Here is a 25,861-nt window from a genome sequence, read left to right on the forward strand (position 1 = left end):
CACGTTCAACCCGCCCAGCAAGCGTGTCCGACGACACGTGGACGGCGTTCGGACGCCGGAGCCTGCGGTGCGACCGTCACCGCTGCGCTCGGAACGTGCCCGTGGGTTAGGCGACGGCGGTCCAGTGCCAGGGGCGGGGCCCTCGGTGACCTCTTATGCAGGCGAGGCGGTGGTGCGCCTGTTCGAGTGCGCGGGAGTCGCGGTCGGCGATTTGCAGGGCGAAAGTGACCAGGCGTAGCTCGCGGGTGCTGCGCATGGTGGGGTATCCGGCCCACTGCTGTACGTCGTATCCGTAGGCGGCGCTGAACTGGCCGTATTGTCGTGGAGGCAGCGAGCCGAATGTGTCGGTGGCTATCGCTGTGGAGGTCAGGTCCCATTCTGGCCGGCCGAGTGCGGTCCGTTCGAAGTCCATGAGGTAGCGGGTTCCGTTTTCGGTCACTACGCAGTTCCCCTTCCATGCGTCGCCGTGGACGACGCAGAGAGGGTGGCCCTCGGGGAGGTGCGTCCATGTGCTGCGGAGCTGGGCGAGGTGTTCGTGGAGGAATGCCCGGTCGTCGTCGTTGAGGAAACGTGTAGCGGCGAGGCGTTCTGGGATCCGTACGAACGGGTCCATCGTGCCGAGCTGAAGGTTTTCCGGCACGGGGAGTTGGTGGAGCTGGGCCAGGAGCGGGGCGAGGTCTGTTTCGTTGCCCGGCCGGTGCGGGGGGAGTTCGTGCCAGAGGGTGGCTGTTCTTTCTCCCGCCCGTACTGGCTGTTCCATGGGGAGGGCCCGGACTGCGGAGACGCCGTTTTCCGCCAGCCAGCGGGCGACCGCGACCTCGCGTGCTGCTGCCGCGTCCTGGCCGGTCCGGGCAATGCGTACTACTACGCCACCGGGAAGGCGCCAGAGATCGTTCTCAGCGAGGCGGATGGGTTCCGCGTCTGCCGCCGACATGCCGACGCTTGTGGTGATCTGCTGGAGGACGGTGAAGGATTCCTCGGTGCGGGATGTGGTCATGGACGGACTGCCGCCTCGATCCGCGTGCGGAGTTCGGCCATCTCAGGGCGCCGGTACTTTCTGGATGCCTGTGCCAGGTCGCCGACGTCGTCGATGGCGCGTTTGGAACGGAGCTGGCCGACCTCTGCCAGAGCCGTGTTCGCGATGTCGATCGCTTCCTGGGGGTCGCCGGTCCTCATGATCAGCGTGGCGAGTTTCGTGCCGGACAGGGCGCGTGAGCGTACGTAGGCGTCTGTGTGCCCTTCGATGGCGGTCCTGAGACGGTCTGCTGCCATGTGTGTCGGCCGGCCTGGCAGAACGGCGAGATCGAAGAGCGCGTGGCCGGTATCTCCGTGGTGCTGAGCGTGGTCGTAGTAGGCCATCCAGGGTGCGTCCTCGCCTGATCTGGCCTGGGCGAAAATCTCGTCCGAGCGTCCGATGGCGGCGAGTGTCTCCTGCTGCCGGTTCTGCATCTTTGCCAGTGCCCTGGCGCGGGCGTTGTGCAGCATCGCTTGTTCGCGCGGGGTCAGCCGGTCGGAGCGAAGGAGACCGTTTTCGGCGTGGGTGAGCCCGTCGTCCGGCATTCCGCACCACGTCGCGTGTCGCGAGCGCCAGTTGAGGGCGTTGGTGCGCAGATGCCAGTTGTCTGCTGCTTCGGCGCAGCTGGTGCCGAAGGCGAGGAGCCGAGCTGCGTCGTTGTGTTCGTATGCGTCGAAGGCGCTCGCGCCCATCACGATGGCCAGGCGTCCTACGGCGGTGAAGAGGTCCGCCCGCAGTTCTGGCGGGCACTGCACGTTCAGGAGGGCTTTGGCCCAGTGGAGCTGGCCGATGGATGCTTCGCGGACGATTCCCCCGCCGCCGTAGAGATTGTCCCATTTTCCTAGGACGGTTGAGGCGGCCTGGACCTGCTTGATGTCCTCCGGGCTGATGAGGGCGGGGAGGGGGCTGCGTCCGAGGTCGGGGACGAGGTCGGTGAAGGCGGCGGGCGCGAGGGCGGTGAGTCCTCCCAGAGCGATGAGGTTGCGACGGTCCACAGGTGACACGCTCCCATCGGTGCCGGGTGAAGGATCCTTCGTGAGTGTGCCCGCGGAACGGGTGCGGGACTGGCGACGCCGGGCCCTGGGCTTCAAGTTGTCCGCATCAGCGGCGTTCCGGTCCGCTTCCTCTTTGACTCTGCGCCAGAGTCTGATCAGGGCTCCCCCGGCGTCGAGGGCTGCGTCGATCTGCTCCGCGAGGGCTCTCCCACATGGCCGTTCGCACTTCTCGATTCGCTCGATCGCGGTGCCGCTGAGGTGCACTTTTTCACCGAGTGCTGCTGATGAGAGGCGCCGCGCTCTGCGCCAGTTGCGCAGTTCGACGCCGAACCACGCACGGACGGACTCGGTGTCGTCCAGGGGACGTGGTCGCTGTGGCATGGCTTCCCCCTCGGGCCGCTGATGCGGACAATTTTCTGTTCTCAAATTGTCCGCATCAGAAGTGGATTTCGGTGGAGCTTTCGGCGGTCTGATCGATGTTTCGCGGGGTGGCCGGTGGTTCTGCTGGTGTCCGCCGGCTCCTGGTACTTCCTGGGCCCGTGGGCCGCGCGGCTACCGCTGCGGGAGGTCGGTACCGGCGGCGGCTCTGGTGAACCGGGCCCATGCGCGGGCTGAAAATGTGACGAAGTGACCGTCATGTTTCTTTGAGTCGCGGACCAGGATGGTTTGTGTCATATGAGCGCACTCCAGGCACTCGTTGTTGGGGGCGCCGCTGTAGGTGCTCTTGAACCAGTTGGGGGGCTGATGTGGCACTGGATCTTCCTCGCTATGTCTGGTTGCGGTGGGTATGAAGGACCTCGGCGATCAACGCGGCCGAGGAGTCGGGGTCCAGCGCCTCCTGGCGCAGGTAGGTGAAGGCGTCCGCGTATTTCTCGCGGGCGCTTGCCTCTTCAAGGAAGAGGGAGCCGACCGCGTTCTCCAGGTAGATGACGTCCAGGTCAGGGTTGGTGCCGCCGTACCGGATGAAGGGATTGAGCGCGGCGACATAAGCTCCGGCCTCCAACGGCAGGACCTGGACGGTGATACCCGGGTCCTGGCTGCGTTTCAGGAGGTGGCCGAGCTGGTCCGCCATTACAGCGGGTCCTCCGACGAGACGGTGCAGGACCGCTTCGTCGAGGACCACCTGGTACCGGGGCGGTGAGGGACGGTCGAGGATCTGCTGCCGCTGCATCCGTACGGACAGGTACTCGCCCACGTCCTCGGGTGACAGGCCGGGGTCGGGTGTCGTTCTGATCGCCCTGGCGTAGTCCAGCGTCTGCAAGAGGCCGGGAACCACCCCGACGCTGAGGTGGTCGATACGCGACGACTCATGCTCCATGGCAAGCAGCAGCCGCATGTTGTCGGGGAGTTTCCCTGCATAGGGAACCCACCAGGCGTCCGTGTTCTTGCTGTGTTTCGCCAGGTCGATCAGGGCGTCCCGCTCCTCGTCGGAGGTGCCGTAGACCTGGCACAGCAGAGCGACATAGCTCCAGCGGATGTTCCCCCTGCCCCGTTCGTACCGGCTGACGGTCGCCTTCGACACGCCAGCTCGGATGCCGGCTTCCTCTGCCGTCAGTCTGCTCTCGGACCGGAGCGCCAGGAGTCGCTGTCCGAGCAGCCTTCGCCGGGCCTCCGGCCCTACCCCCTCAACCGGTTCGCGCTCCGTATCTGAATCGTTCGGGTCCTTCGTCATTGGGGTGCCCCTTCTTCGACGAATGCGGACGGTCAGAGGGTCGCCCCGGGCTGCATGGCTCCCTCAACGAAGCTACACGGCAGAACGCTTGTAGGTAACGCTCACGGTGTAACGCTCATGCGGACACTTTCTGTGTGAGAGATACAAGGCGAGCGGTCCCGCTGCAATACTCCAACTCGATCGCTACCACGAGCATTTGGCCCGCAGCTCCCAGTGATCGCCATGTGAGTGTCGCCCCACGACAAGGGACCGCGATGATCCAGCCCCCGCACAGCAGCTCCCCCAAGTGGCCCACCCGTCATACCGACCGCCGTTCCGCCAACGCGCATCTGGCCGTCGGGGCATTCGCGGCCACCGAGCACCAGGCCTCGGCCGTACGCGAGATGCTCAGAACGGAGCTGGAGAGGCTCGGCCAGAGCGCGCTGGCCGACGACGGCCTGCTGGTCACGGACGAGCTCTTCGCGAACGCGGTACAGCACGGCTCTCACGACCCCTCCGACACCGTCACGGTGAGAGTCCAGTGGAGCGATCACACGCTACGCGTGGAAGTAAGCGATGCCTCATCCACACCCCCGTGCCTTCGGGACGCCTCGCTGCTCGATCTGAGGGGACGCGGCCTGCCTCTTGTACAGGCGCTGAGCGACACCTGGGGAGTCAATCTCGCGCCCCTGGGCAGCCCGGGCAAAACGGTGTGGTTCACACTCCGCCCGCCAGCGGTGTCGCCAAGTTGCCACGGAGACACCGCCACATGACCACCTGTCGCTCGTCGATGCAGCGCGGGATGGCGCCGCATCGCGGCATCCAGACCGGCCGCCGGGGTGTGTTCAAGCTCCCCGGACCGTTCGTTCCGCCCCGTGACAACGGAACGGGAAGCACGCCCCGGCGGCCACCAGTTCATCCACACCGTGGAAACGAGTCCTTGATGCATCCACCCCTGCCCCTTCTCCCCTCGGACCAAGGCGTGCCGAAAGGTTCCGCCGTGACCACCCACCCATCCCATCCCGACTCGTTGGAGCGTGTCCTTGCACAGGCGGTGGACGCTGCGGGCATCACCGGCCGGGTCGTGGTACCCGAGGGCTCGTCCTCGCCGGCGCTGCGTCTGCTCAGTGATTCGCGGCTTCCCTTCGCCCGGAACGCGCAGGCGGCACGGAAATGGCTGACGGACAACAGCATCGCCGCGGCCGCCGAAATCGACGAGACCGGCGAACTGGTGATCACGCCACACGGCCGCGCCGCTGTTGACCAGCTGATCGAGCGACTGCTCTCGCCGGGTATCCGTGCCGAACAAGCGGCCGAGCAGCTGTGGGACGCGCTCGGGCTGCATGACCTCGCCGCCGATGTATCGGTCGCGGACACGGACCGCATCACTGTCGAGCTCCGGGATTCCGAACGCCTGGGGTCGGCCGTGGCCCTGTGTGCGCTCCTGGGCGCGGAGGACATCGCCGACGGTCTGAAGCTCCACCGGCCGCGCGGCATGTACAAACTGGCCACACGGATGCGCCTGTTGCTGACCGGCGCAGTGGGGCGCGGCGTCACCGTGGAGGCCGACCCCGGCTGCGCTCACGCCGATGACGGGGTGCGAGTGGGTCTCTCGGTGGAACAGGCATTCCAGCTGGCCGAGAAGATCGCGGCCCAGCCCGTGAGCAGCGGTGAACTGCCGCCTGACGGAACGGCTTTCGCGCCGCACCACAGGGCCTCGAACGAGAAGGCTGCTGCTGAATGAACGCGATACACCTCGGCCCGGCCGTCGTCGCCTCCTGGGACTCCTCTCTCCAGACGTTCTACGGCGTTGGCGAGGTTCCGGAGAGCGACTTCGACCGCGAGGTGGCCCGCCTTCCCTTGCCGGTGCTGTCCCGTACCCCGAGATGCCGGTCCCGTTCCGGCCGTGCACCCGGCGGTCGGAGCAGATGACCGGACCCTTGACTTCTGAGATCCGCCGTCTCCCGGGCTCGTTGTTGGGCCGGGTCCTGGAGCCGGTTGTGAGACGGGTCCTCTCGCCCCTGGTTCGGCTGCGGCTCGTTGTGACCGTGACACAGCGCCGGCCCGCAAATCGGGGTGGGGGGAGCGGCGCCGCCGCCCGCCACGGACAACCCCCGAGCCGATGGCGTGAACAGGCGGCGTCCCGGCTGCCCCTCTTGGGGGAGGGGCAGCCGGCCCCGGACCTACCGACGCCCGAGATCAACAGTGATGTACGTACAGAAATGAGAGAGCCCGAGTGAACAGCCATTCCTCGCCCTCCCCGACCGTGGCCGTGCCGGAGGGCATCCGGCCTGTGGCGGTGACGTCGGCCGAGTGGGACGAGTGGTTCCGCAGCGGCATCCCGCACAAGGTGAGCGACGTCGAGTCCGCCCAGTTCTACGGCAGGGCCCATCCGAAGCGGGGCTGGCGGGCGGTGGACATCGGGTGCGGTCACGGGCAGTGGACGCGTCAGCTCGTCCGATGGAAGATGCGCGTGACGGGCTACGACTGCTCGGCCGTCGCGGTCGAGCAGGCCCGCAGGACGATGAGTCACGCACGCCTCGACTACGAGGTGTGGGACGTCACCGCGGATTCGATCCCGACCGGAATCGAGCCGGGCAGCGTCGATCTCGTGACCTGCCGCCTCTCTCTGGCCTACCTCGACATGGCCCGCTTCCTGGTCGATGCCGGCCGGTGGCTGTCCCCGCACGGGGTCTTCTACGCGCTGACGCCGGTCGAACGCCCGGACGGCGAGCCCTCCCGCTGGTACCACCGGGGCCTGACCGAGGAACAGATCGCCACCCTCGGACAGGGATGGTCGTCCCGCACGACCTACACCGTGGGCAGCTACCGGGCGATCCTGCTGAGCGGATACGGCCGGTGACCGGCAGCTCCCGTTCTACCGCCCGGCCCGGATCCGTCCCGCAGCCGAACGGGCGGAACCTGGTACCGGACCTGCGGAAGGACCGGCACCGGATGAGCCGCACGGGGACGAGCGCCTCTCCGGGCCTTCCCCGCGCGGCCGAACCGGAACTCCCCTGATCCTTCAGCCCGGGAATCGTCTGCGCAGGCGGGCGGTACTCCCCCGGCCTCTCGTACGGACGGCGCCGAACCACCTGTCGCTGCCGCCGGACCTGCACCGTAACGCCCCTTCTGCATCCGTCATTGTCTGAGGAGTCATGCCTTCCACACCACCGAAACTGGTGCTTTACCGGAAGCGGCAACAGCCTGCGGTCACAACACCTGGCTGTTCGCATCAACCCGCCTGCCCGACGGCCTACTCCGCCGGCCGGGGTGCCGCCCGCCTCGCTGAATCCCATCCGGAACAGGGCTGGAACCTGCTCTGCAACGGCGTGATCCTCTTCGAGGACACCGGCGAGCTGCTGCCAGACGGGAAGGCCGTCGCCCCGCACCGGCCGGTTCCGTTCCAGATCGGGGTGACCTCGTGACCTCTCTCAGCCTCACCGGCGGCGTCGACGATGACATCGTCGCCCACATCCGCTCGGCGAGCTCGGCGCGCGTCTACGACCTCCTGCTCGACGGCGTCGACAACTACCAGCCTGACCGCGAGGCCGTCTCCGCCCTCGGTAAGACCGCAAAGTGGATCAAGACGGCCGCCTCGATCAACCGCGACTTCAGCCTCCGGTTTGCCGGTTTCTCTCTCGGCCTGGGGGTGCGCCAGTTCCTCGACCTGGGCTGCGGCTACCCCCGCTCCCCCCGCCAGGACAGGGTGCACGAGATCGCGGCCGGATGCCCTGTCGTCTCCGTGGACAACGATCCTGTGGTGTACGCGCACGCGAAAACCCAGCTGGACCAGGGCCCTGAGACAACCGTCATCCATGCCGACCTGCTCGCCATGGACCAGCTCCTGACCTGTAAAGCCGTGCGCGCCGCATTCGACCTGAACAGCCCCGTCGCAGTGCACATGGGCGACGTGCTTCCGTGGTGTCCGGACTCAGTGGCCGTGCACCGGGCCGCGGCCATTCTCCGCGAGTGGCTGCCGGTCGGCAGCATCCTCTCCATCACCCACCTCACCGATCACTGGCACCCCGCCACGATGTCCGACGTCGTGGCCGTCTACGCAGAGCATGGGCTGAGTGTCCGGCCCCGCTCCCGCGAAGAGATCGCGGATCTGTTCGACGGCTTCATCCAGCAGGGACCGGGGCTGACGGCGACCGGCCGGTGGCACAAGCAAGGGCAGTACGCCTTCCACCCGGAAGAACATTCCGCGGCCTTCGCAGGGATCGCGGTCAAGGTGTCCGACAGCAAGTCGCGTCCAAGCCGGGTGCAGAGAAGGGGACGCCGGTGCAACGGCGTCCTGCCGTTCGATGACACGGGAAATGTTCTTCCCAACGAAACGGTCATCTCGCCGTACCTCATGGGTGCTGCCGGCATGGAGGAGGCGCGGTGACAACGGCCTTGTCCTTACCTTTTACGCCAGTTGCCGATCCGCTCGGCACCTCGGATGCCTCCGAGGTTTCCTCAGCATGGAATGTCGACCTGGCCGGGAACCCGAACGCGCTCTTCGGAAGAGAAGCCCGCCGAGAGCTGAGCTCGGTCGCGCTCCCCGTGCAGATGGGTCTCACGGCTCTTCAGGGACTCAGACTGGAGCACCATCGTGTGGGGCCCGCTCTCCTGTGCGGGACACACGGGGTCATGAAAATCGCCGTTACATCATGGCCGTACCGTCTTGATGGTGTGATCACGGTACGCCTGAGATCCTTGTGGTGTCCGCAGATATGGCGCCAGTGTGACGGGCAGTTGCAGTTCCTTTCTCCCCGGCGTGCTGAGCGGGCCGAACTGACCGACGCACGGGAGCTGTACGAGGTTGTCCGCAGGATGCGGGTGCCGGGGCAGGCGCCGCGCACGGTCGGACAAGTCGGGCCGCCGTCTCCGAGAGGCGGCTGAACAGTGGCCGTGTTTTCTGTCGATCCGGTCGGTGGCGTTGTCTGCGACTGGTCTTGTGCGTGTCGAGTTCATGCCGCCCCTGGCCCGGGCGCTGGAGTGAAGTGGTGGAAGGGCGCATGACGCGTGCAGGTCACGAGGATGGTGTTTCCCGGGTGTCCAAGGCGCTCATTCTGGCGGCTCGTGCGGATATGCGGGCCCTGGGTATGGGGGCCGAGCAGATCGCGAGCGAGCTCCTCCGCGTTCACGGGCTGCGACCGCGGGTGGCGTACCGGCATGCTCACGGGTGGACTCAGGAGGAGGCCGCCCATCGGATCAGCCTCCAGTTCGAGGGAGGCGAGCCGCCGGATGAGCAGGGCACGGTGTGGGCAAGTCAGGTGTCCTGGTACGAGTCGTGGCCGGCGGGCGGGCGTCAGCCGCCGCTTCAGCATCTGCGCCTGATGGCCCTTGCCTACGGCACGTCTGTGGGCAGTCTGCTGGACCGACAAGATTGTGAGGCGCTCTCCGAGGACGAACTGGTGGCCTATCTGGCCCCTTCGTCATCGCCCGCCGTCCCCGGTCGGCCAGCGGCGGAAGTCGCTGAATCGAGCCCGTATCCCGGTGGCGGGGACCGCCGGGTCGCTGCGCTGCCGTACTCCAGGGGTTCTGCTCACCGCAGGGCGGCACTGTCGCGGAGTTCCGCTGAGAACTCTGGCGTGCACGCCGCTGGAACGGTGGCCGGGGATCGCTCTGGAGGCCGACTGCGTGTATCGCGCACACTGGAGGTCTTCGACGATTGGGACGACCTCATGCGGCGGCGGACTCTTCTCACAGCGGGCGGCGCTTCTGCCGCCGGCGTGCTGGCGCCGCAGCTGTTCGCCGCGGTACCGCTGGGCGGGCAGAGTACGGCGCCGGAGGTGTTTGCCGCGCGGGGGCAGATCACGGACAGTTTTCGCCGACTGGACAACCTTCTTGGTGCGGCCAGCGTGTACGAGCAGGCGTACGACCATCATCGTCGTCTGATGATGTGGCACCGGGCCGCTCCCGCAGCGGAACGCGCTCAGGTGGCGGCGCTGGTGGCGGATTCGGGCGCGCTGATGGGCTGGCTGAACGTCGATCTGGAGCAGTACGCGGAGGCCAGCCGGTGCTATCGGGAGGCTGCTGAAGCGGCGGTCGACGTCGGCGATGACAGTATGTACGCATATCTGATCAGCCGGATGAGCCGGGTCCTGGCGGACTGCGGGCTGCATCGGGACGCGCTGCGTTTCGCGAACGCGGCGGCAGAGCACGCGGCGGGCGGCGGCCACCTGCTGGTGGGTTCGTGGGTCGCGGTCACCCGTGCCTATGTTCATGCCTGCCTCGGGGCCGAGCGGGCTTGTCTCAGTGACATCAACGAGGCTGAGCGCCAGTTGGCGAAGGCCGTGGCCCAGGGCGAGCCCGCGCCGCCGTGTCTGGCGTATTTCGACGAGGTGCACCTGGAGAAGTGGACGGGCTACGCGCTCATGCAACTCGGAGCGGGCCGGTGGACGGTGAGGGCGCAGGCCGCTCTCGAGCGGACGGCGGCCCGGTGGTCGGGGGACCTGGTGCGCGGGGCGGCCGAGGTGAGCACTGCGGTGGCCGCGGCGCGGATTGCACAGGGCGAGATCGAGGAGGCTGTCCGGTGGACGCGCCAGGCATACGACGTGGCGGCCAGTACCCGTTCCGCCCGCAATCTGCGGCGCGTCGTCGCCGTCCGGGCGCAGCTTGCCGAGCACCGGATGATTCCGGCTGTGCGGGAGCTGGACGAGTACCTTCTGACACCGCCGGGTAGCGTCAGCGTGTGACACGCCGGGATGCCGTCCTCCTCCTTGTGCTCGGTGCGATCTGGGGGGCGGTGTTTCCCCTTGGATCGATGGTTCTGGAGGAGTTGGCGCCGCCTGTCGTCATGGTGGTACGGACCGGTCTGTCGGCCCTGCTTCTCGTTCCGGTCGCGCTTCGTGATGGTGCCTTCGTCCGCGAGTGGCGCCGTCGCCCCGGCTCGCTGTTGACGGCCTCGGTTCTGCAGATGACTTTGCCAATCGTGCTTCTCACGATCGGTCAGCAGCATGTGGCCGCCGGGCTGGCCGGTGTCCTGCTGGGTACCCAGCCGGTGTGGGCGACGGTTCTGGCTGCGGCCGTCGAGCGGCGGGTGCGTCCTGGTGCGGCCGTGGGGGTCGTTGTCGGGCTGGCCGGCGTGGTGCTGCTGTTCTGGAAGGATCTGGGCGGGGCTTCCGCTCCGGTCAGCGGCGCTCTGCTGGTCGCCGCCGCGGCCTGCTATGCGGCCGGAGCGATCTACATCCAGCGTGTCCTGGCCGATGTCCACCCGATCACGGTGGCAGCCTCGGCCCTGAGTGTGAGCTGTCTCCTGCTGCTTCCCACGCTCGCTGCCGTTCCCGCCCGGTTCCCCAGCCCTGCCACCGCGCTCTGGCTGATCGTGCTCGGGACGGTGGCGACCGGCGGCTCGCTGGCCCTTTTCTACGTGCTGATCGGCCGTGTGGGCGCCGTACGGGCGAATCTGCCGGCCTATCTGGCACCCGCTTTCGCGCTCCTCTACGACATTCCCCTGGGGCACCTTCCGACGGCGACCGCGCTCGGCGGCCTGGCCCTGATCCTGGGAGGCTCCGCCGTAGCCGCGCACTCTCCCAGCCGCCAAGGAGAAGAACCTCTTCCACGCGGCGCCTTGTGACAACGCCAGGGAATCCCGTGTTCGCATTATCAACAGTCAGAGACGCTCGGGCCTGGTTCCCCTGTGCCTGCTGCCGGTGACCGCACCTCAGGTGTGTGCCGGTCGGCGTTGTTAAGTTCCGGCGCAGATCCTTGTTAAGTTTTACGGCACTTGCGGCACATCATCGCAGGTCACAGGCTTGAGGGCTGTTAAGTCGGAGCCTCTCACCATGTTATGGACTCGTTGATCGCCGCGTCAGATAATCAAACAGCAGCGGAAAACCGTTCTCCGTGCCGCTGCCCGACTGGCCGCATTCTGCCCAGTCCCCGAGATCCCGCCTCGCATCGTGACAGGGGAAACACGTGACCTACCAGGGCCGGCCACACTGCCGCAAGGCACGTCGGCCCGGTAAAAGCACGTCGCGGAGCCGCCTCGGCGTACTCCTCCGCGTCGGTACCGGACGGTCACGGATCCTGACGTGGCCGGCGGACGTACCCGTTACCTGCGTGGGGCGGTTCCTGCTTCGCCATCCATACGCTGCGGCGCCACGGTCTGTCAGGCGGGTGAACGGATGGTGCGGTTCGCGGGGCAGCCCCCGTCCCCGGAGGTCCTGACCACCGGACACCGCCCGCGGGACCAGCACGCGAAGGACAACCCGTCTGCACCGTCCTCGTATGACAAGTCCCCGCTTCCCGGCCCTCCGTGCCCAAGAAAAATCCACGGCGGCTCCCTCCTTGTCCGCCCTGTCTGAAGGTTCTGATGACGCAAGAGATAGCCGCCGCTGCGCTGCTCCCGTCGGTCCCGCTGGCCGTGTGGGTGCTGCGGCTGAAGGTGAAAGCCCGCAAAAGCGCGAAAGACCGTGCCCGTCGCGAGAAGGAACAGGCGACCTTCGACGCGACCCGGGCGGACGCGCAGCAGCGTCAGGCCGAGACCGCCGGCAAGCAGCGTGAGGACCTGACTCATCTCGTCAGGTACCGGATCCCCGCACTGGTCGCGAGCGGCGGGCGCGAGCCCGGACCGATCCACTCCGAGTTGGCGGCCACCGAGTTCGGTTCGGTGCTGGACTCGGTACTGAACCAGGTTCACGGGCTGCGGACGCAGTGGGTGCAGGCCTCCGAGGGCGAGCAGCAGGCGCGGGCCGAGCTGGCGAGGACTGTGGCGGAGATGGAGCATCTGGCCGCGGCGCGGATGCCGTCGTACGCCGATCAGCTGGTGCACGAGCGGCGGCCGGTGGCGGGGTTGCTTCATCCGGAGCTGACGGGCACGGACGCGGACCGGGTGTCCCAGGCGATTCTGGACGCGCTGGCCGGTGCGGCGCGTGCCACGGAGGTCCGTGTGGACGAGGCCGCGCAGACGATCGTGCGGGAGATCGGTACCCGTCTGGTCTCGCAGGCCAGTGACATGGAGACGCGGCTGGAACGGGTCCAGAGGAACGACCAGTTCGGTGATCCCGAGGTGATGACCGGCCTGGTTTTCGATCTGGACAGGGCGGCTGTGCGGATGCGCCGTACGGCGGACCAGGCGGTGGTGGTGTGCGGGGGGTCTCCGGCGCAGGCGCGCGAGCGGCTGCATCTGGCGGATCTGCTGGCGGTCACGCACGCGCAGGTGACGCACCCGGACCGGGTGAAGCTGGAGTCGCATCTGCCGGCCGGGGTGGATCTGGGGGTTGTTGACCCGGTGGCGGAGCCGCTGGCGATGGTCGTGACCGCGCTTTTGGACAACGCGGCGTTCCACACCGGCGGGGACATGCCGGCAACGGCCGCTGTCTTCCGGTCGGGTAAGGGCGTCTCGGTCGTCGTCGAGGACTCGGGGCACGGTCTGGACACTGTCGAGAGGCAGGAGTTCGCCCGGCGGATGCTGGTGCCCGAGGGGCGGCTGCAGTTGACGGATCTGGGGATGGGGGCGCCGTTGGGCCTGGCGACGGTGCGGCGGCTGACGCACCGTTTTCCGGGAATCTCGGTCGAGCTCGGCCTGTCTGCCAGCGGTGGTGTCAAGGCCACCGTTCATGTCGATGAAACCCTCCTGACCACCGGGGTCGGCGCGGCGGCGTCCGCGAGTGCGCCGCTCCCCGCACGGTCCCGGCCTGCCGCTGCCGTGTCTGCCAGCTCCTCCGTGGCGGAGCTGCCGGCGGGAGGCGACAGCGGCGCGCGCTCGGGGCAGATGCCGCGCAGGAAGCGGGAGCGGCCGCAGGTCACCGCGGCTCCCGCGGTGCAGGCCGCCCGCCCGGTTACGCCTGAGGCGGCGCGGCAGCGATACGCCGGTTACAACGACGTGCTGCGGGCCCGGAACACCGACAGGCCCGTCGACGGCACGAACGCTCACCACTTGGAAGAAGGATCGCAGTGATGCTGGCAGGGTCAGCGGGGGCGCAGGAGTCCTCCATCGGCAATGACGAATTCCGGCGGGCCGCGGACTCGCTGCGCGGGAGGTGCCCGGGTATCGAGACGACGGTTGTGCTGTCGGTCGACGGGCTCGCGGTGGCCGGCAGCAACGCGACGCGGGAGAGCGTCGAGGGCGCTTCGGCGCTCATCAACTCCGTGGACGGCGCCGCGATGACGGCGCTGTCACTCGGCGAGGGGACGCGGCCGCGCCGGCCCGATCACGTCATCGTCGCCTCCCGGCCCTACAGCCTGGCGACGATGGCGGTCGGGGAGCGCCTCAAGCTCGGCGCGTACTTCCGTCCGGACGCCGATCTCGCCACGGTCATGCACGAGATGGCTGTGACCCGGGAGAACCTCGCCGGAGCCGAAAGCGCGCAGCGGTTCGGGGCGTTCGCGGTGCGACGCCCCGCCGGGAGGAAGGAGACCGCGGGCCGGAGCGGACCACTGGCGAACGATCCGGCCTTCCGGAACCGCGCGCATCAGCTGAGCGAGCGGTGCCCGGAGATTCATACCGTGCTGTTCCTGTCGGGTGACGGGCTGCCGGTGGCCTGGACGGACGATCTCGACGGTGCGCACGCGGAGCGGGCGGCGGCCAGGATCAGTCCGCTCTACACCTCCGCGTCGACCGCGCTGTCGGCACACGACCCGGACACGGCTCTCCCGGACCACATCATCGTCTCCTCCGAGCCGTCGAATCTGGTGGTGATGGCGGTAGGTGAGCGCCTGCGGATGGCCGCTTACTACCCGTCCGACGCGACGTTCAGCTCGGTTCTGCGCGAGATGGTCAGGATGCGGCAGCTGACGCTGGATGTCGCACCGAGGTCCGAGGGGACGCCGGAGCGGCCGGGCGGGACACGGTGAGCCGGCGGGAGCCCTCCCGGCTCCATCACCCCTTCCTGGCGGCGACGGGGAGCGCGGCACAGGCCAGGCTCCCTGACCTGGCCGTTCTGGCCCGGACCGACTTCGCTCCGCCTCCCGGAGGGATGCAGCCGCCGGAAGAGCGCCTGCTGCTGCTCCTTGAGAAGGGGCGGCGGCTCACCCTGGTCGACGCCGCCAGCCACCTGTCCCTGCCCCTGCCGGCCATGCGCGCCGTGGTGAGCGCACTGATCGACAAATCCCTCATCGGCGCCGTCGCACCTGCTGAGGTTCCCCCCGCCGAACTGCTGAAACGAGTGCTCCGTGGCCTCCACAACACGCGAAACCTCATGCTCGTCCCCACCGACAGCAGTGACGGTGCCTCCCGTGCCGCTGCCTCCTGAGAGCGCCGCAGGTCCCTTCTACCTGCCCGCGGGGCCCGTCAGCATGGTCAAGATCCTGATCGCCGGGGGACTCGGTGTGGGCAAGAGCACGCTGGTCAGGACCGTGTCCGAGGTACGCACCCTGCACACCGAGGAAACACTGACCGCCGCCGGAAACACCGTCGACAGCCTCACCTATACCCCGGGGAAGACCGCTACGACGGTCGGTATCGACTACGGACGCCTCACCCTCGACGAGAGCGTGATCCTCTACCTGTTCGGCAGTCCCGGCCAGGACCGGTTCTCCGAGGCATGGCAGGACGCGGCCCTCGGAGCCCGGGGCGCGGTGGTCCTGCTGGACCTGCGCCGCCCCGAGGAATCGTACGAGGCCCTCAGCGGCGTCGAGGCGGCCCTCATCCCGTACATCGTCGCGGTCAACACCTGGGCGGACACCCCGAACATCGGGGACGAGGAGATACGCACGAGCCTCGACCTCCACGCGGCCACTCCGCTGATCCGGTGCAACGCCCTGGATCCGCGCTCGTGCATCGACGTGCTGATCACGCTGACCCAACATGCCCTTGAGGACGCGCTCCGATGACAACACCTGCCAGCAGGCCGGTCCTCTACCCCCTGCACACCGAGGACTTCGCGCGGCGCCGCCAGGAGTACTACGCGAGTATGCGCGAGCACTACGGTGATGTGGCGCCCGTGGAGATCTCTCCCGGGCACGTCGGATACCTGGTGGTTTCGGAGAAGGCCGCCCGGGAGGTGGTGCACGACACCGTCACCTGGACGCGGAATCCCACCGTGTGGACGTCCCGGCTGCCGCAGGACTCGCCGGTCCTGGGCATGCTCGGCTACCGCCCCAACCCGCTTTTCTCCGACGGCCCCGAGCACCGCCGCTACCGGCAGGTGGTCACCGACGTGTTCTCCTGGGTCGAGCCGCACTTCCTGCGCGACGTCGCCCGTCAGGTCGCCGACGATCTCATCGACCGGATGATCAGGCGGATGGCCGAGACCGGCGGCGTGGATCTCGTGCGTGATTTCGCGCGCCCCTTCCCCTCCTATGTCCTCAACCGGCTGTTCGGCCAGGACGATTCCCACGCCGCGCAGCTGGTGGAGGCCCTGGAAGGGCTCATGGACTCCGGTCCGGGGGCGGCCGCGGCGAACGCGGCTTTCGAGCAGTACATGACCAAGCTGATCGCCTCCAAGCGTGAGCGGCCCGGTCCGGACATCACCTCCTGGATCATCCAGCACCCCGCGCAGCTCGATGCGCTGGAAGTGCTGCATCACCTGGTGCTGCTGGTCGCGGCCGGCCAGGAACCCACCACCAACCTCCTGGCGAGCGCGGAGCACGAGCTGCTCACCGACGACGCCCTCTACAGCCGGGTCGTCAACGGCTCCATCAACGTGATGCCGGCCATCGAACAGGCCCTGGCGAAACGTCCCCCCATGGCGAACTACGGCGCCCACTACGCCCTCGAGGACACCACGCTCTGCGGGCAGCGCATCCCCGCGCACACTCCGGTCCTCATCAGCTATGAGGCCATCGGCCTCACACTCCAGCAGCCCACCGAGCAGTCCGCGGCCCAGCAGTCCGTTCCGGGCTGCCCCTACTCGGGCACGGCCGGGACCGCGGACGGGGGGCCGGTGCGGCACATGGCCTGGTCCCAGGGCCCGCACGCCTGCCCGGTCTCCGACACCGCGATCACTCTGGCCGTCACCGCTCTCACCCAGCTCATCCAGCGCCTGCCCGACCTTGAACTCGCCGTTGCGGCGGACGAACTGCGGTTGCGTCCCGGACCGTTCCAGCACGCCCTGGCCGCGCTTCCGGCCCGTTTCGATCCCGTCACCCTCACGATCGAAGGAGAGACCCCGTGGGACTTCAATCCCTTCACGACGTCCGCACCCTCGACCCGCTCGGACGGAACCTCCAGGCGGAGGCAGCAGAACTTCGAGGGCTGGGAGACCTGGTTGCCGTCGAACTCCCCGGCACTATCCGGGCCTGGGTCCCCACCCGCCACCAGCTCCTGAAGGAACTGGTCGCCGACCGCCGGCTGAGCAAGAACGCCCGCGAACACTGGCCCCAGTTCAGCAACGGCTGGCTCGACCAGCGCCCCGACGCTCAGTGGATCCTGAACTGGGTCGGTGTCCAGAACATGTTCACCGCCTACAACTCCGACCACCGCCGGCTGCGCCGGCTGGTCGCCCCGTCGTTCACCGGCCGCCGTACCGAGGCGCTCCAGCCCCTCGTCGACCGTGTCACAAGCGGGCTGCTCGACACGCTGGCCGAACGGCCGGCGGGCGATGCCGTCGATCTGCGGGCCGACTTCGCCCATCCCCTGCCCATGGGCGTGATCAGTGAACTGTTCGGCCTCCTGCCCGACGAGCGGCTCGAACTGTCCCGCAACGCCACCCTGATCGTGTCGACGGCGACACCCGCCGACATGGCCGCCACGGCCATCGCCGACACCCGGGCCCTGCTCACCGCGCTCGTCACACGCAAACGCGCCCGCCCGGCCGACGATCTCACCAGCCATCTGATCGCCGCCCGCGACGACAACGACCGTCTCTCGGAGGCCGAACTCGTCGACACACTCCTGCTCGTGCTCATCGCGGGCTACGAGACCACCGTCCACCTCATCGGCAACACCGTCGTCGCTCTCCTGAGCCACCCCGACCAGCTTGCCCTCGCCCTGACCGGCCAGGTCCCCTGGACCCAGGTCGTCGAAGAAGTGCTGCGCTGGGCCGGGCCGGTCACCTACCTGCCCCTGCGCTTCGCCACCGAGCCCGTCACCGCCGCCGGCATCACCATCGAGCAGGGCGAGCCTGTCCTGGCCGCGTTCGGCGCGGTCGGCTGGGACCCGCGGGAACACGGCCCCACCGCCGACCAGTTCGACATCCGCCGCGCGCCCTCGCCGCACCTGGCCTTCGGCCACGGAGTCCACCACTGTCTCGGCGCGCCCCTGGCCCGCGCGGAAGCGCTCACCGCCGTGCCCGCACTGCTGCGCCGCTTCCCCGCCCTGGCGCTGACCCCCGGTCAGGACCTCACGCCCTACGCCTCCTTCATCAGCCACGGATACGACGCGCCCACCGTCCACCTCGCCTGACATCCCGGCACTGGAGAACCGCCATGGACCCCCTGGACTCGTTCCGCCTCTGCCCCTTCCGTCTCGACGCGGCCGGGGCCGACACCGACGAGGAGACCAAGCAGCTGCGCGGCTCGGGACCGGCCGCACCTGCCGTGTTCCCCGGCGGGCTGCGCGCCTGGGCCGTCCTCGACCAGGACCTGGCCGGGCGTCTCCTGGCCCATCCCCTAATCCCCCGCCCGCCGTCCGCCGCCCACAGCCCCGTCCCCGCCGCCTTCCACCGGCCGCCGCACCATCCGGCAACCGGACCGGATCACGCCGCCGGCGAGGACAGCGGGGAGCGCGAGCGAGGGCGCCGTGTCCTGGCCGATATCCTCGCTCTGCGGGCCCTGACCCTCAGCACGAGCATCCAGGAGACGGTGCACCGTCTCCTCGACGGCCTGAACACCGCCGCCCGCCCCCGCGGAACCGCCGACTTCCGCGCCCATGTGGCGCAGCCGCTGGCCCTCCACGTAAGTGACCTCACGCTCGGGGTGCCGCCCAGCATGCGCCCGGCGCTCCACCACCAGGCCCGCGTCCTGTCCGCGAACGGACTCACCGACCAGCAGCGCGCCGGCAGCCTCCAGCATCTGCGCCACACCCTCACCCGGCTCGTCGAGATGAAGCGTGCCAGCCCCGGCGACGACGTCACCAGCGACCTCACCGCCTGCGACCACACCACCGCCATGGCGGCCGAAGCCCTGGCCGACATCCTCCTCCCGGTCGTCACCAGCCACACACCAGCAGTGAACCTGATCCACCACACGGTCGGCGCGCTCCTGGAACACCCCGCGCAGCTCGCCCAGATCCGCTCCACCCGCGCCACGTGGGCGGACGCCGTGGAGGAAACCCTGCGGTGGCAGCCGCCCCACCCCCACACCCTCATCGGCTCCCCCACCACCGACATCCTCGACCCCGGGACCCGGACCCTCATCCGCGCACACGAGCCCGTCGTCATCCATCACACCGCCGCCGGCCGCGACCCCGCCGCACACCGCGAACACCCCGACATCTACGACATCAGCCGCAGCCACCGCGGCCACACGGACCACGTCTCGTTCGGAGCCGGCCCCCGCCTGTGCCCCGGGGCCGACCTCGCCCGCGTGCAGGCCCTGACCGCGACCGCCGACCTGTTCACCCGGTTCCCCGACGTCACCCTCGCCCACCCCTCCGCATCCCGCACTCCCGCCCGGCTGTCCCTGCGGCTCCGCCCCGGCGGCACACCAGCCGCGGCCTGACGCCGCCCCACCCCTTCACGCCCCCGGCCGCATCGGCGCTGCCGTGGACCGGCACGCCTCCGTAACCCCCTCCGCACCCGGCTCCCTCAGCCTGCCGGGCCGGACGACCGGAAGACTCCCATGAACGACGCACACGGCCTGATGCCCGACTTCGACACGTCCAGAGCCCATCCCGCGCGGGTCTACAACTACCTCCTGGGCGGCAAGGACCACTACCCCGCCGACCAGGAAGCGGCCGAGCGTCTGCTCGCTCTGCTGCCGCACGGACGTGACATCGCCCGCGCCAACCGGGACTTCCTGCACCGCGCCGTACGCCACCTGGCCATGCGGGGCATCAGCCAGTTCCTCGACATCGGCGTCGGGCTCCCGGTCACCCCGAACGTCCACGAGATCGCCCAGGGGATCATCCCGGAGTCCCGTGTCGTCTACGCCGACAACGACCCCATCGTCCTGGCCCACGCCGAGGCGCTGCTGACCAGCGGGCCGCGGGGCACCACCGACTATCTGCAGGCCGATCTGCGGAACCCGGCCGCCATCCTCGACACCGTCCGGGACAGGGGCGTCATCGACCTCAGCCAGCCGGTCGGGCTGCTGCTGGTGGCCGTCCTCCACTTCCTCGAGGACTCGGACCGCCCCGAGCACATCCTCACGGACCTCCTCGCCGCGCTCCCGGCCGGCAGCTGCCTGGTCCTGAGCCATGTCACCGACGACTTCTCACCCGGCACCATGCGCAAGGCCGAAGCCGTCTACCAGGACGCCGGAAAAAGCGTCCAGATCCGCAGCCACACGCAGATCGGCGCGTACTTCGACGGCCTGGCCCTCCTGAGTCCAGGCGCCGCCCCCGGACAGCCGGCGCTCGCCGGGCCCGCAGGTCTGGTCCCGGTCCACCGCTGGCAGCAGCCCGACCCTGCCGAGTGGGACAAGCCGCCCGCGGACATCGCCTGCTACGGCGGTATCGGCCTCAAGGCCGCCTCATGACCGCGGCCGCACCCCGCCCCGCCGCCCTGGCGGCCCGGCCGCCGCGGGCACCGCAGACGGCGCCGCTGCGGATACGGGCGGCCGGTGAGCGGGACCGGCAGCGGTTCGAGGACATCCTGAACCGGCGCCTGGAGTGGGAACGGCGCAGGCGACGGCCGCGTGAAGCGGTGCCGCGCGGCGTCCTCGCCCTGCTCTCCTACGGCCGGCCCGGACCGGCAGTGATGGCCCTGACCGACGAGGGCACCGTCCTCGCGTTCATGGTCCTCTCCCCCACTCCTCCGGCGGACGACGGCTGGTCCGAGGCGGACACGGCCGCCCCGGCGTGGTACCTGACGCAGGTCTGCACCGATCCCCACCGCCGCTACCGCAGCGACCGCCTGGCCCTGCTCATGACCTACTGGGCCGGCGACCACGCCGCCCGCCTGCACCCCGCCATCACGTCCATCCGGTGCTCGGTACGCGACAGCCGCCTCGCCCAGCACCTCCAGGACACCAGCGGATGGACACCGCTGCGCGACACCGGCCGGGACTCGGGCGCCCCCCGTCTGCTGCACCGGCGGCCCAGACAGCTCCCCGGCCTCGGCGCCCTCCTCACCGGCCCCGCCGGACCCCTCATCTTCGCCTGACCACCCCCGCGTTGCTGCTCGCAGGAAGGACACACCTCCGATGCCACCCGGCCCCGGCCAGCCTCTCATCACACCTCTCATTCCCGCGGAACGGCGTGTCCTGGTCCGGCTCGCCGAAGGCGACAGCCTGTCTGAGGCCGCCGACGCCCTCAAGATCAGCCTGGAGACGGCACGGGAACGCCGCCGCAGGTCCGTCGCCAAGCTGCAGGCCCACGGCCGGGCGGTACTGCACACCGCCTGCCTGGCCAGGGAACTGCCCCTTCCGGACGAGACCGAGGCCCCCGCCGGGATCACCGAGGAGGACCGGCGCCTGCGGACGGCGGTCACCACCACGGCCACCAACCGGGAGGCCGGCGCCGTCCTCCTCATGTCCAGCCAGACCACCCGCACCCGTATCCGGGCCCTGAGGGAACGGACAGGGGCACGCAACGACTGGCACCTGATCCAACTCGGCCACCGCTACCGGCTGTTCGACGGCCCGTCCGGGCGCGCGCCCATCGCCCAGGAGGATCCGGCGGCCCTTCGGACCGCGCACGAGACGTAGCGAACCCCCGTGGACCGGTCCACCGCCGCACCGCGGCCTGAGCGGGATCCGCTGTCCACAGAAAATCCCGTTATACCTCCAAGAGAGCTTTTGCAGCAGATAGCAGCGGTTTTAGTCGAGAGACGGAGGATTTGATGTCGACAGCACTCGTGGAAACGGTCCGTGGCCCGGTCGCCGCGGAGAGTCTGGGACAGGTGCTGATGCACGAGCACATCGGTGTCGGCTCGCCGGAGATGAATCTCAACATCCCTGAGCTGGTGGGGGATGAGGCGGCGCGTGACGCGGACGCGGTGAAAAGACTGCGCGCGGTGGCCGAATGCGGTATCTCGACCATCGTGGACCTGACGGTCCTCGGCCTGGGCCGGGACGTCGGCCGGGCCCGTCGCGTGAACGACCAGGTCGACATCAACATCATCGTCGCGACGGGCTACTACCCGCTCAAAGGCCTGGACTACTTCTACGACTACCACGGTCCCGGCAAGCTCCTCGGCGGCGAGGACCCTCTGATAACTCTGTTCATCAGAGAACTGACGGAAGGCATCGCGGACACCGGCATCAAGGCCGGCGTCCTGAAGTGCGCCATCGAGGAAGAACTGACACCCGACGTCGAGCGGGTGATGGTCGCGGTCGCCGCGGCGCACCATGCCACCGGCGCTCCGATCACCGTGCACACCAGCGCCCAGCACCGCACAGGCCTGGACGCCCAGCGGATCCTGCGCCGTGAGGGTGTCGATCTCACCTCGGTGGTGATCGGACACAGCGGTGACACCACCGACCTGGACTACCTCCGCACGCTCGCGGAGGCGGGCTCACTCCTTGGAATGGACCGGTTCGGGCTCGAGGCGAAGCTGAGCGACGCCGAGCGCGTGGACACGGTCGCCCGGCTCGCCCGTGAAGGACTGGCCGGATCAATGGTCCTCAGCCACGATGCCTGCTGCCACATCAACTGGCTGGGAAAGCCCGGCGTGCGTGAGGCCGTCCTGCCGAACTGGCACCACACCCACATCTCCGAGCACATCCTGCCCGCCCTCGCCGACGCCGGTGTCACCCCCGCGCAGATCGATCAGATGCTCATCAGCAACCCCCGGCGGCACCTCACCCCCACGGCCTGAAGGACACCAGGCCAACGCCCCGGCGAACTCCCCCGTCGACGTCGGGGTGACAGCGCCGCAGTGAAGCACACGACACCGCAGGGCACCGGCCTCCCATCCCCTCGACCACCCGAGACACCAAGCGAGACATGAACCCATTACCTCTCACTCTCGGCCCCACGGGGCGCTGCACCACCACGGAGATGGCCCGCCTCGGCGCGGCGGGTCCTCTCGTGCCGGTCAGCCTTCCTGGCGGTGTCCCGGCGATCGCTCTCACCCGGGAGGGACTGCTGCGCACGATGCTGCGTGGTCCGGGCCTGAGCGCGGACGCCCGGCGCTACTGGTCTCTGTGGCCCCAGGCGGCTACGCGGCCCGAGTGGGCATGGGTCCTGGGGTGGACGGGGGTGACCAGCCTGTCCGCGGCCGGGAACGGTGACCACTCCCGGCTGCGGACCGTGGTCTCCCCCCATCTCGCCGCCCGGTTCCTGAAAATCGAGCACCATGTGCCGGTCCTCAGCAGGCACCTGCTCCGCACCGCCGCAAACACCGCCGGCGACCGGCCCGTCGATCTGCGTGCCCACTACGCCCGTCCTCACGGGATGGACGTGATCTGCCACCTGCTCGGTGTCCCGGACCACCTCAGACGCCGGCTGGAATCACCGGTCACACGTCTCCTGGACGTTTCTGTATCGGCAGGTGAGGCCGCCGGGATCCTCTCCCGGATCGAGTCCGTCATGAAGGACCTGGTCACACTCAAGCAGACACACCCCGGCGACGATCTGACTACCGACCTGCTCGCTGGTCCGGCTGATGGCCAGACCCTGCCGTTGATGCTGCGCCAGGTCTTCGGAACGTGTCTCGAAACGATGGTCCACCTCATCACCAGCTGCGCGCACACGCTCCTCACCAGTCCCGCCGGAGTGCGCGGAACGCTCGCCGAAGAGCACAGCTGGAATGCCGTCGCCGCGCGCGGACTGCGCTGGTCACCCAGCGCCTATCTGCCGCTGCTGTTCACCACCGAAGACCTCAGTACCGAAGGCGGGACGATCCCGGCCGGAACGGCCCTCCTGGCCACCGCCGCCCTCCGCGGCACACGCCCGGGCACCGACCCCCTCGCCACACGGTGGTCCGCGGGCGATCATCTCGCCGAGACCGTCGCCGCACACGCCCTCCGCGTCCTCTTCGGCCAGCACCCCGGCATCCGGCCCGCACACCCGCACACCCGCCGCCCCATCAGAGGGGTCTTCCACTCGGCCGCCCTGCTCGCGTACCTGCCGCCGCCGGGACCGCAGGACAGCACTCCCGTGCGGTTCCCCAAGGGGACACGTCCGACCCTGGAGCAGCAGGGCAGGCTCGCCCGGTATGCCATGGCCGCCTACGGAAAGCGTGACTCGCTCCAGCACATCGCCGACGCGGCAGGCCTGTCCTACCAGTTCGTCCGCGAGCTTCTCCTGATGTCGGGGGTCGGCATGCGCTCTGCCGGGGGCCATCCCAGGCGTGCCGTCCGGGTCAGCCGGCTCTCGTGGCTCCCCGCCGGGCACAGCACCGCGGTCACCGACACAGACCGGGCAGTCCCCGTTGCCGACCGGATCGCCGGACAGATCACGGACGGCACCTACCCGCCCGGCACGAAGATACCGACCCAGTCGGAAATCCAGCGGATTCACGGCGTCGGCCTGCATGTGGCACGAGCCGCCGTCGCTCACCTGGTCGGCCGTGAGCTGGTGACCGTCGTCTACCCCCTCGGGGTGTTCGTGCGTGCCTTCGGCGGCCACGAGCCGGCCGTCGGCCAGGAACACGTACGCACCAGAATCCTTCGGGACATCCGCTCCGGTACCTGGAAGCCCGGCGACAGACTGCACCCCCACTCGGTGCGCCGCCAGCTGCGGATGCCGCGCGAGGACATTGATCTTGCTCTGGAGACGCTGGCCGCCGAAGGTCATCTGGAGGCCGGGCCCGACGCGGAGATGACCGCGCCCCAGCGTGTCGCCGCGCTGGCCCGGTCGTATATCGCGGACGGCACCTGGCCCCCGGGCACCCTGCTCCCCCCAGCCACCAGCAAAAACCGATGGGGCGCCGGCGCGCCGGCAGTCAGCGAGGGACTGAAGATCCTGGCACAGGAAGGGCACGTCCGAGTCCGGCGAGGCATCGGAGCCATAGTCCTGGCCCGCCCTCCGCAGCCCGCATCGCCGCTCACCGCCCCCCGTGCCAGGAAGTACTACGTCGTCTCCGCACACGACAAGCAGCGCGCAGCCTCCGCCGCGCAGAGCCGGCCGATAGACCCGCCGCCCCCGCACCACCGTCCTTCCCCGGACAGCGTGCCGTCGTCCTACACCCGGCGGTCGGTGTCCGGTCCTGTGCTGGAGAAGAACTTGTGACCAACGACTTCTTCTGTCTTGCGAGCGGCGCCGGGATCCTGGCCGCCCTGCGCGGCAGCGCCGAACCGGAGAGCGTCGACCGGCGGACCGCCTCCTCGCTCCTGGCCCGCGCCCCCTTTCTCGCCGACGACGCGAAGGCCCAGCGCGCCTACACCCTGGAACAGATGAGGCTGCTCGCCGACCGCGGTATCGGCCAGTTCATCGATCTCGGGTGCGGACTGCCCACCCGGCCGGCCCTCCACGACCCCGCCGCCGCAGCCCGCCCCGGCACGCGCGTGCTGTATTGCGACGCCGACCCCGAGGTGATCCGCGCCCACCAGCGGGAGCTGAGGCGCCCGCAGCCGCCGCGCACGGAGATCGGCTATCTGCACGCCGTACTCACGTCGGCCGGACTGAGACAGACGATCGACCTGTCCGAGCCCGTGGCCCTGATCCTCACCTGCGTCCTTCCGTTCGTACAGCCGGCCCGGCGCCGACCGCTCCACACCGTCCTGGAGCAGTACAAGACGGCCGTGGTACCGGGCAGCGCCATAGTGGTCACCCACTGGACCAGCCATTTCCACCGCCGGCGGATGCGCCACGCCATGGCACTGCTCAACCGGGCCGGCCTCCCCGCCACCAGCCGCTCACGACGCCACTTCGCACAGTTTTTCCGCGGCTGGAAACTCCAGCCCCCCGGAATCACCCCCACCCCGCCGGCCGAGCCCGGCCATGGGACGGTCGTCTCCCTCGCCGGCACCGCCGTCAAACCGGAAGCGTGGCGATCTCAATGACGCCGCTGGCTCTGTTCACGACGCAGAGCAGCATTTCGGGAGGCACCTCGCGGACCGGATGCGCCGGCATCCCCCAGCTCCGCGACGGCCGGATCGTCGTCGCTGATTTCAGGGATCCGGCGCTTGAGACCGCAGAGGAAACCGCCGTCTGCACCGCGAAGCTGCCGCAGTGATTCGTTCGCCGTAGCAGTTCTGCAGCGGCCGACGAAATCCCCCGGCTCCACCGGATCGAAAGACGCACCCGCTCCGCCGGGCCAATTCCACCTGGGAGAACAG

General features: G+C 69.2%; 24 protein-coding genes and 1 pseudogene. 20 read left to right on the forward strand and 5 right to left on the reverse strand.

What is annotated here, in order from left to right; all coding sequences use genetic code 11:
* Positions 1 to 106: 106 nt before the first annotated feature.
* The 5 genes and pseudogenes from ACWGDX_RS30385 to ACWGDX_RS30405 form a co-directional block, all read right to left on the reverse strand.
* Positions 107 to 997 carry a phosphotransferase family protein gene (locus tag ACWGDX_RS30385; protein WP_453630724.1) on the reverse strand — a complete coding sequence of 297 codons (891 nt, stop codon included), beginning with the start codon at positions 995 to 997 and terminating at the stop codon, positions 107 to 109.
* Complete coding sequence (locus tag ACWGDX_RS30390; protein WP_453630803.1) at positions 994 to 2,010, reverse strand: XRE family transcriptional regulator; 1,017 nt, start codon at positions 2,008 to 2,010, stop codon at positions 994 to 996. Before ACWGDX_RS30390 ends, ACWGDX_RS30385 begins: the two co-directional genes overlap by 4 nt.
* A gap of 159 nt (positions 2,011 to 2,169) precedes the next feature.
* Positions 2,170 to 2,391, reverse strand: a pseudogene (locus tag ACWGDX_RS30395) (helix-turn-helix domain-containing protein); the annotation flags it as partial.
* A 171-nt stretch (positions 2,392 to 2,562) separates the two neighbouring features.
* A complete protein-coding gene (locus ACWGDX_RS30400; protein WP_453630726.1) occupies positions 2,563 to 2,763 on the reverse strand; it encodes a DUF397 domain-containing protein in 201 nt (66 codons plus the stop codon).
* Between the two features lie 13 nt (positions 2,764 to 2,776).
* Positions 2,777 to 3,682, reverse strand: a complete 906-nt coding sequence (locus ACWGDX_RS30405; RefSeq protein WP_453630728.1) for a helix-turn-helix domain-containing protein — start codon at positions 3,680 to 3,682, stop codon at positions 2,777 to 2,779.
* 254 nt (positions 3,683 to 3,936) lie between these two features.
* On the opposite strand from ACWGDX_RS30405, the gene ACWGDX_RS30410 reads away from it, so the two are divergent.
* From ACWGDX_RS30410 to ACWGDX_RS30505, 20 genes are all read left to right on the forward strand, one after another.
* Positions 3,937 to 4,434: an ATP-binding protein gene (locus tag ACWGDX_RS30410; protein ID WP_453630729.1), complete on the forward strand. Its 498-nt coding sequence runs from the start codon at positions 3,937 to 3,939 to the stop codon at positions 4,432 to 4,434.
* Between the two features lie 281 nt (positions 4,435 to 4,715).
* On the forward strand, positions 4,716 to 5,405 hold the full coding sequence (locus ACWGDX_RS30415; protein ID WP_453630731.1) for a hypothetical protein: 690 nt from the start codon (positions 4,716 to 4,718) through the stop codon (positions 5,403 to 5,405).
* 492 nt (positions 5,406 to 5,897) lie between these two features.
* A complete protein-coding gene (locus tag ACWGDX_RS30420; protein WP_453630733.1) occupies positions 5,898 to 6,524 on the forward strand; it encodes a class I SAM-dependent methyltransferase in 627 nt (208 codons plus the stop codon).
* Between the two features lie 319 nt (positions 6,525 to 6,843).
* Positions 6,844 to 7,089, forward strand: coding sequence for a DUF5999 family protein (locus tag ACWGDX_RS30425; protein WP_453630796.1), 246 nt, complete (start codon positions 6,844 to 6,846; stop codon positions 7,087 to 7,089).
* Complete coding sequence (locus ACWGDX_RS30430; RefSeq protein WP_453630735.1) at positions 7,086 to 8,051, forward strand: DUF5999 family protein; 966 nt, start codon at positions 7,086 to 7,088, stop codon at positions 8,049 to 8,051. The genes ACWGDX_RS30425 and ACWGDX_RS30430 overlap by 4 nt, the downstream gene beginning before the upstream one ends.
* 613 nt (positions 8,052 to 8,664) lie before the next feature.
* On the forward strand, positions 8,665 to 10,347 hold the full coding sequence (locus ACWGDX_RS30435; RefSeq protein WP_453630737.1) for a helix-turn-helix domain-containing protein: 1,683 nt from the start codon (positions 8,665 to 8,667) through the stop codon (positions 10,345 to 10,347).
* A 26-nt stretch (positions 10,348 to 10,373) separates the two neighbouring features.
* Positions 10,374 to 11,228 (forward strand): DMT family transporter, encoded by an 855-nt coding sequence (locus tag ACWGDX_RS30440; RefSeq protein ID WP_453630798.1) that lies wholly within the window; start codon positions 10,374 to 10,376, stop codon positions 11,226 to 11,228.
* Between the two features lie 738 nt (positions 11,229 to 11,966).
* On the forward strand, positions 11,967 to 13,553 hold the full coding sequence (locus ACWGDX_RS30445; RefSeq protein ID WP_453630739.1) for a hypothetical protein: 1,587 nt from the start codon (positions 11,967 to 11,969) through the stop codon (positions 13,551 to 13,553).
* Positions 13,553 to 14,449, forward strand: a complete 897-nt coding sequence (locus ACWGDX_RS30450) for a roadblock/LC7 domain-containing protein (RefSeq protein WP_453630741.1) — start codon at positions 13,553 to 13,555, stop codon at positions 14,447 to 14,449. The genes ACWGDX_RS30445 and ACWGDX_RS30450 overlap by 1 nt, the downstream gene beginning before the upstream one ends.
* Positions 14,446 to 14,847 carry a DUF742 domain-containing protein gene (locus ACWGDX_RS30455; protein WP_453630742.1) on the forward strand — a complete coding sequence of 134 codons (402 nt, stop codon included), beginning with the start codon at positions 14,446 to 14,448 and terminating at the stop codon, positions 14,845 to 14,847. The genes ACWGDX_RS30450 and ACWGDX_RS30455 overlap by 4 nt, the downstream gene beginning before the upstream one ends.
* Positions 14,831 to 15,427 carry a GTP-binding protein gene (locus ACWGDX_RS30460; RefSeq protein WP_453630744.1) on the forward strand — a complete coding sequence of 199 codons (597 nt, stop codon included), beginning with the start codon at positions 14,831 to 14,833 and terminating at the stop codon, positions 15,425 to 15,427. Before ACWGDX_RS30455 ends, ACWGDX_RS30460 begins: the two co-directional genes overlap by 17 nt.
* A gap of 1,279 nt (positions 15,428 to 16,706) precedes the next feature.
* The gene (locus ACWGDX_RS30465; protein WP_453630746.1) at positions 16,707 to 17,939 is read left to right on the forward strand and encodes a cytochrome P450 family protein; all 1,233 of its coding nucleotides are present in this window, start codon (positions 16,707 to 16,709) and stop codon (positions 17,937 to 17,939) included.
* Positions 17,940 to 17,962: 23 nt separating this feature from the next.
* Positions 17,963 to 19,195, forward strand: a complete 1,233-nt coding sequence (locus ACWGDX_RS30470; protein WP_453630748.1) for a cytochrome P450 — start codon at positions 17,963 to 17,965, stop codon at positions 19,193 to 19,195.
* Positions 19,196 to 19,315: 120 nt separating this feature from the next.
* On the forward strand, positions 19,316 to 20,173 hold the full coding sequence (locus ACWGDX_RS30475; RefSeq protein ID WP_453630750.1) for an SAM-dependent methyltransferase: 858 nt from the start codon (positions 19,316 to 19,318) through the stop codon (positions 20,171 to 20,173).
* Entirely contained in the window at positions 20,170 to 20,799 is a 630-nt protein-coding gene (locus ACWGDX_RS30480; RefSeq protein ID WP_453630751.1) for a hypothetical protein, read from the forward strand. The genes ACWGDX_RS30475 and ACWGDX_RS30480 overlap by 4 nt, the downstream gene beginning before the upstream one ends.
* Before the next feature lie 40 nt (positions 20,800 to 20,839).
* A complete protein-coding gene (locus tag ACWGDX_RS30485) occupies positions 20,840 to 21,343 on the forward strand; it encodes a hypothetical protein (RefSeq protein WP_453630753.1) in 504 nt (167 codons plus the stop codon).
* A 134-nt stretch (positions 21,344 to 21,477) separates the two neighbouring features.
* Positions 21,478 to 22,455: a phosphotriesterase family protein gene (locus ACWGDX_RS30490; RefSeq protein ID WP_453630755.1), complete on the forward strand. Its 978-nt coding sequence runs from the start codon at positions 21,478 to 21,480 to the stop codon at positions 22,453 to 22,455.
* 128 nt (positions 22,456 to 22,583) lie between these two features.
* A complete protein-coding gene (locus ACWGDX_RS30495) occupies positions 22,584 to 24,812 on the forward strand; it encodes a GntR family transcriptional regulator (protein WP_453630757.1) in 2,229 nt (742 codons plus the stop codon).
* Positions 24,809 to 25,585 carry an SAM-dependent methyltransferase gene (locus ACWGDX_RS30500; protein ID WP_453630759.1) on the forward strand — a complete coding sequence of 259 codons (777 nt, stop codon included), beginning with the start codon at positions 24,809 to 24,811 and terminating at the stop codon, positions 25,583 to 25,585. The genes ACWGDX_RS30495 and ACWGDX_RS30500 overlap by 4 nt, the downstream gene beginning before the upstream one ends.
* Complete coding sequence (locus ACWGDX_RS30505) at positions 25,570 to 25,758, forward strand: hypothetical protein (protein ID WP_453630761.1); 189 nt, start codon at positions 25,570 to 25,572, stop codon at positions 25,756 to 25,758. The genes ACWGDX_RS30500 and ACWGDX_RS30505 overlap by 16 nt, the downstream gene beginning before the upstream one ends.
* The last annotated feature ends 103 nt before the right edge of the window (positions 25,759 to 25,861 follow it).

This window comes from Streptomyces sp. NPDC055025, from assembly GCF_053608565.1.

Bases quoted from the DNA above. Each gene is read 5' to 3' on its own strand.
- ACWGDX_RS30385 (WP_453630724.1), bottom strand. From the start codon at position 997: ATGACCACATCCCGCACCGAGGAATCCTTCACCGTCCTCCAGCAGATC.
- ACWGDX_RS30405 (WP_453630728.1), bottom strand. From the start codon at position 3,682: ATGACGAAGGACCCGAACGATTCAGATACGGAGCGCGAACCGGTTGAG.
- ACWGDX_RS30410 (WP_453630729.1), top strand. From the start codon at position 3,937: ATGATCCAGCCCCCGCACAGCAGCTCCCCCAAGTGGCCCACCCGTCAT.
- ACWGDX_RS30435 (WP_453630737.1), top strand. From the start codon at position 8,665: ATGACGCGTGCAGGTCACGAGGATGGTGTTTCCCGGGTGTCCAAGGCG.
- ACWGDX_RS30445 (WP_453630739.1), top strand. From the start codon at position 11,967: ATGACGCAAGAGATAGCCGCCGCTGCGCTGCTCCCGTCGGTCCCGCTG.
- ACWGDX_RS30450 (WP_453630741.1), top strand. From the start codon at position 13,553: ATGCTGGCAGGGTCAGCGGGGGCGCAGGAGTCCTCCATCGGCAATGAC.
- ACWGDX_RS30470 (WP_453630748.1), top strand. From the start codon at position 17,963: ATGGACCCCCTGGACTCGTTCCGCCTCTGCCCCTTCCGTCTCGACGCG.
- ACWGDX_RS30475 (WP_453630750.1), top strand. From the start codon at position 19,316: ATGAACGACGCACACGGCCTGATGCCCGACTTCGACACGTCCAGAGCC.
- ACWGDX_RS30480 (WP_453630751.1), top strand. From the start codon at position 20,170: ATGACCGCGGCCGCACCCCGCCCCGCCGCCCTGGCGGCCCGGCCGCCG.
- ACWGDX_RS30485 (WP_453630753.1), top strand. From the start codon at position 20,840: ATGCCACCCGGCCCCGGCCAGCCTCTCATCACACCTCTCATTCCCGCG.
- ACWGDX_RS30490 (WP_453630755.1), top strand. From the start codon at position 21,478: ATGTCGACAGCACTCGTGGAAACGGTCCGTGGCCCGGTCGCCGCGGAG.
- ACWGDX_RS30495 (WP_453630757.1), top strand. From the start codon at position 22,584: ATGAACCCATTACCTCTCACTCTCGGCCCCACGGGGCGCTGCACCACC.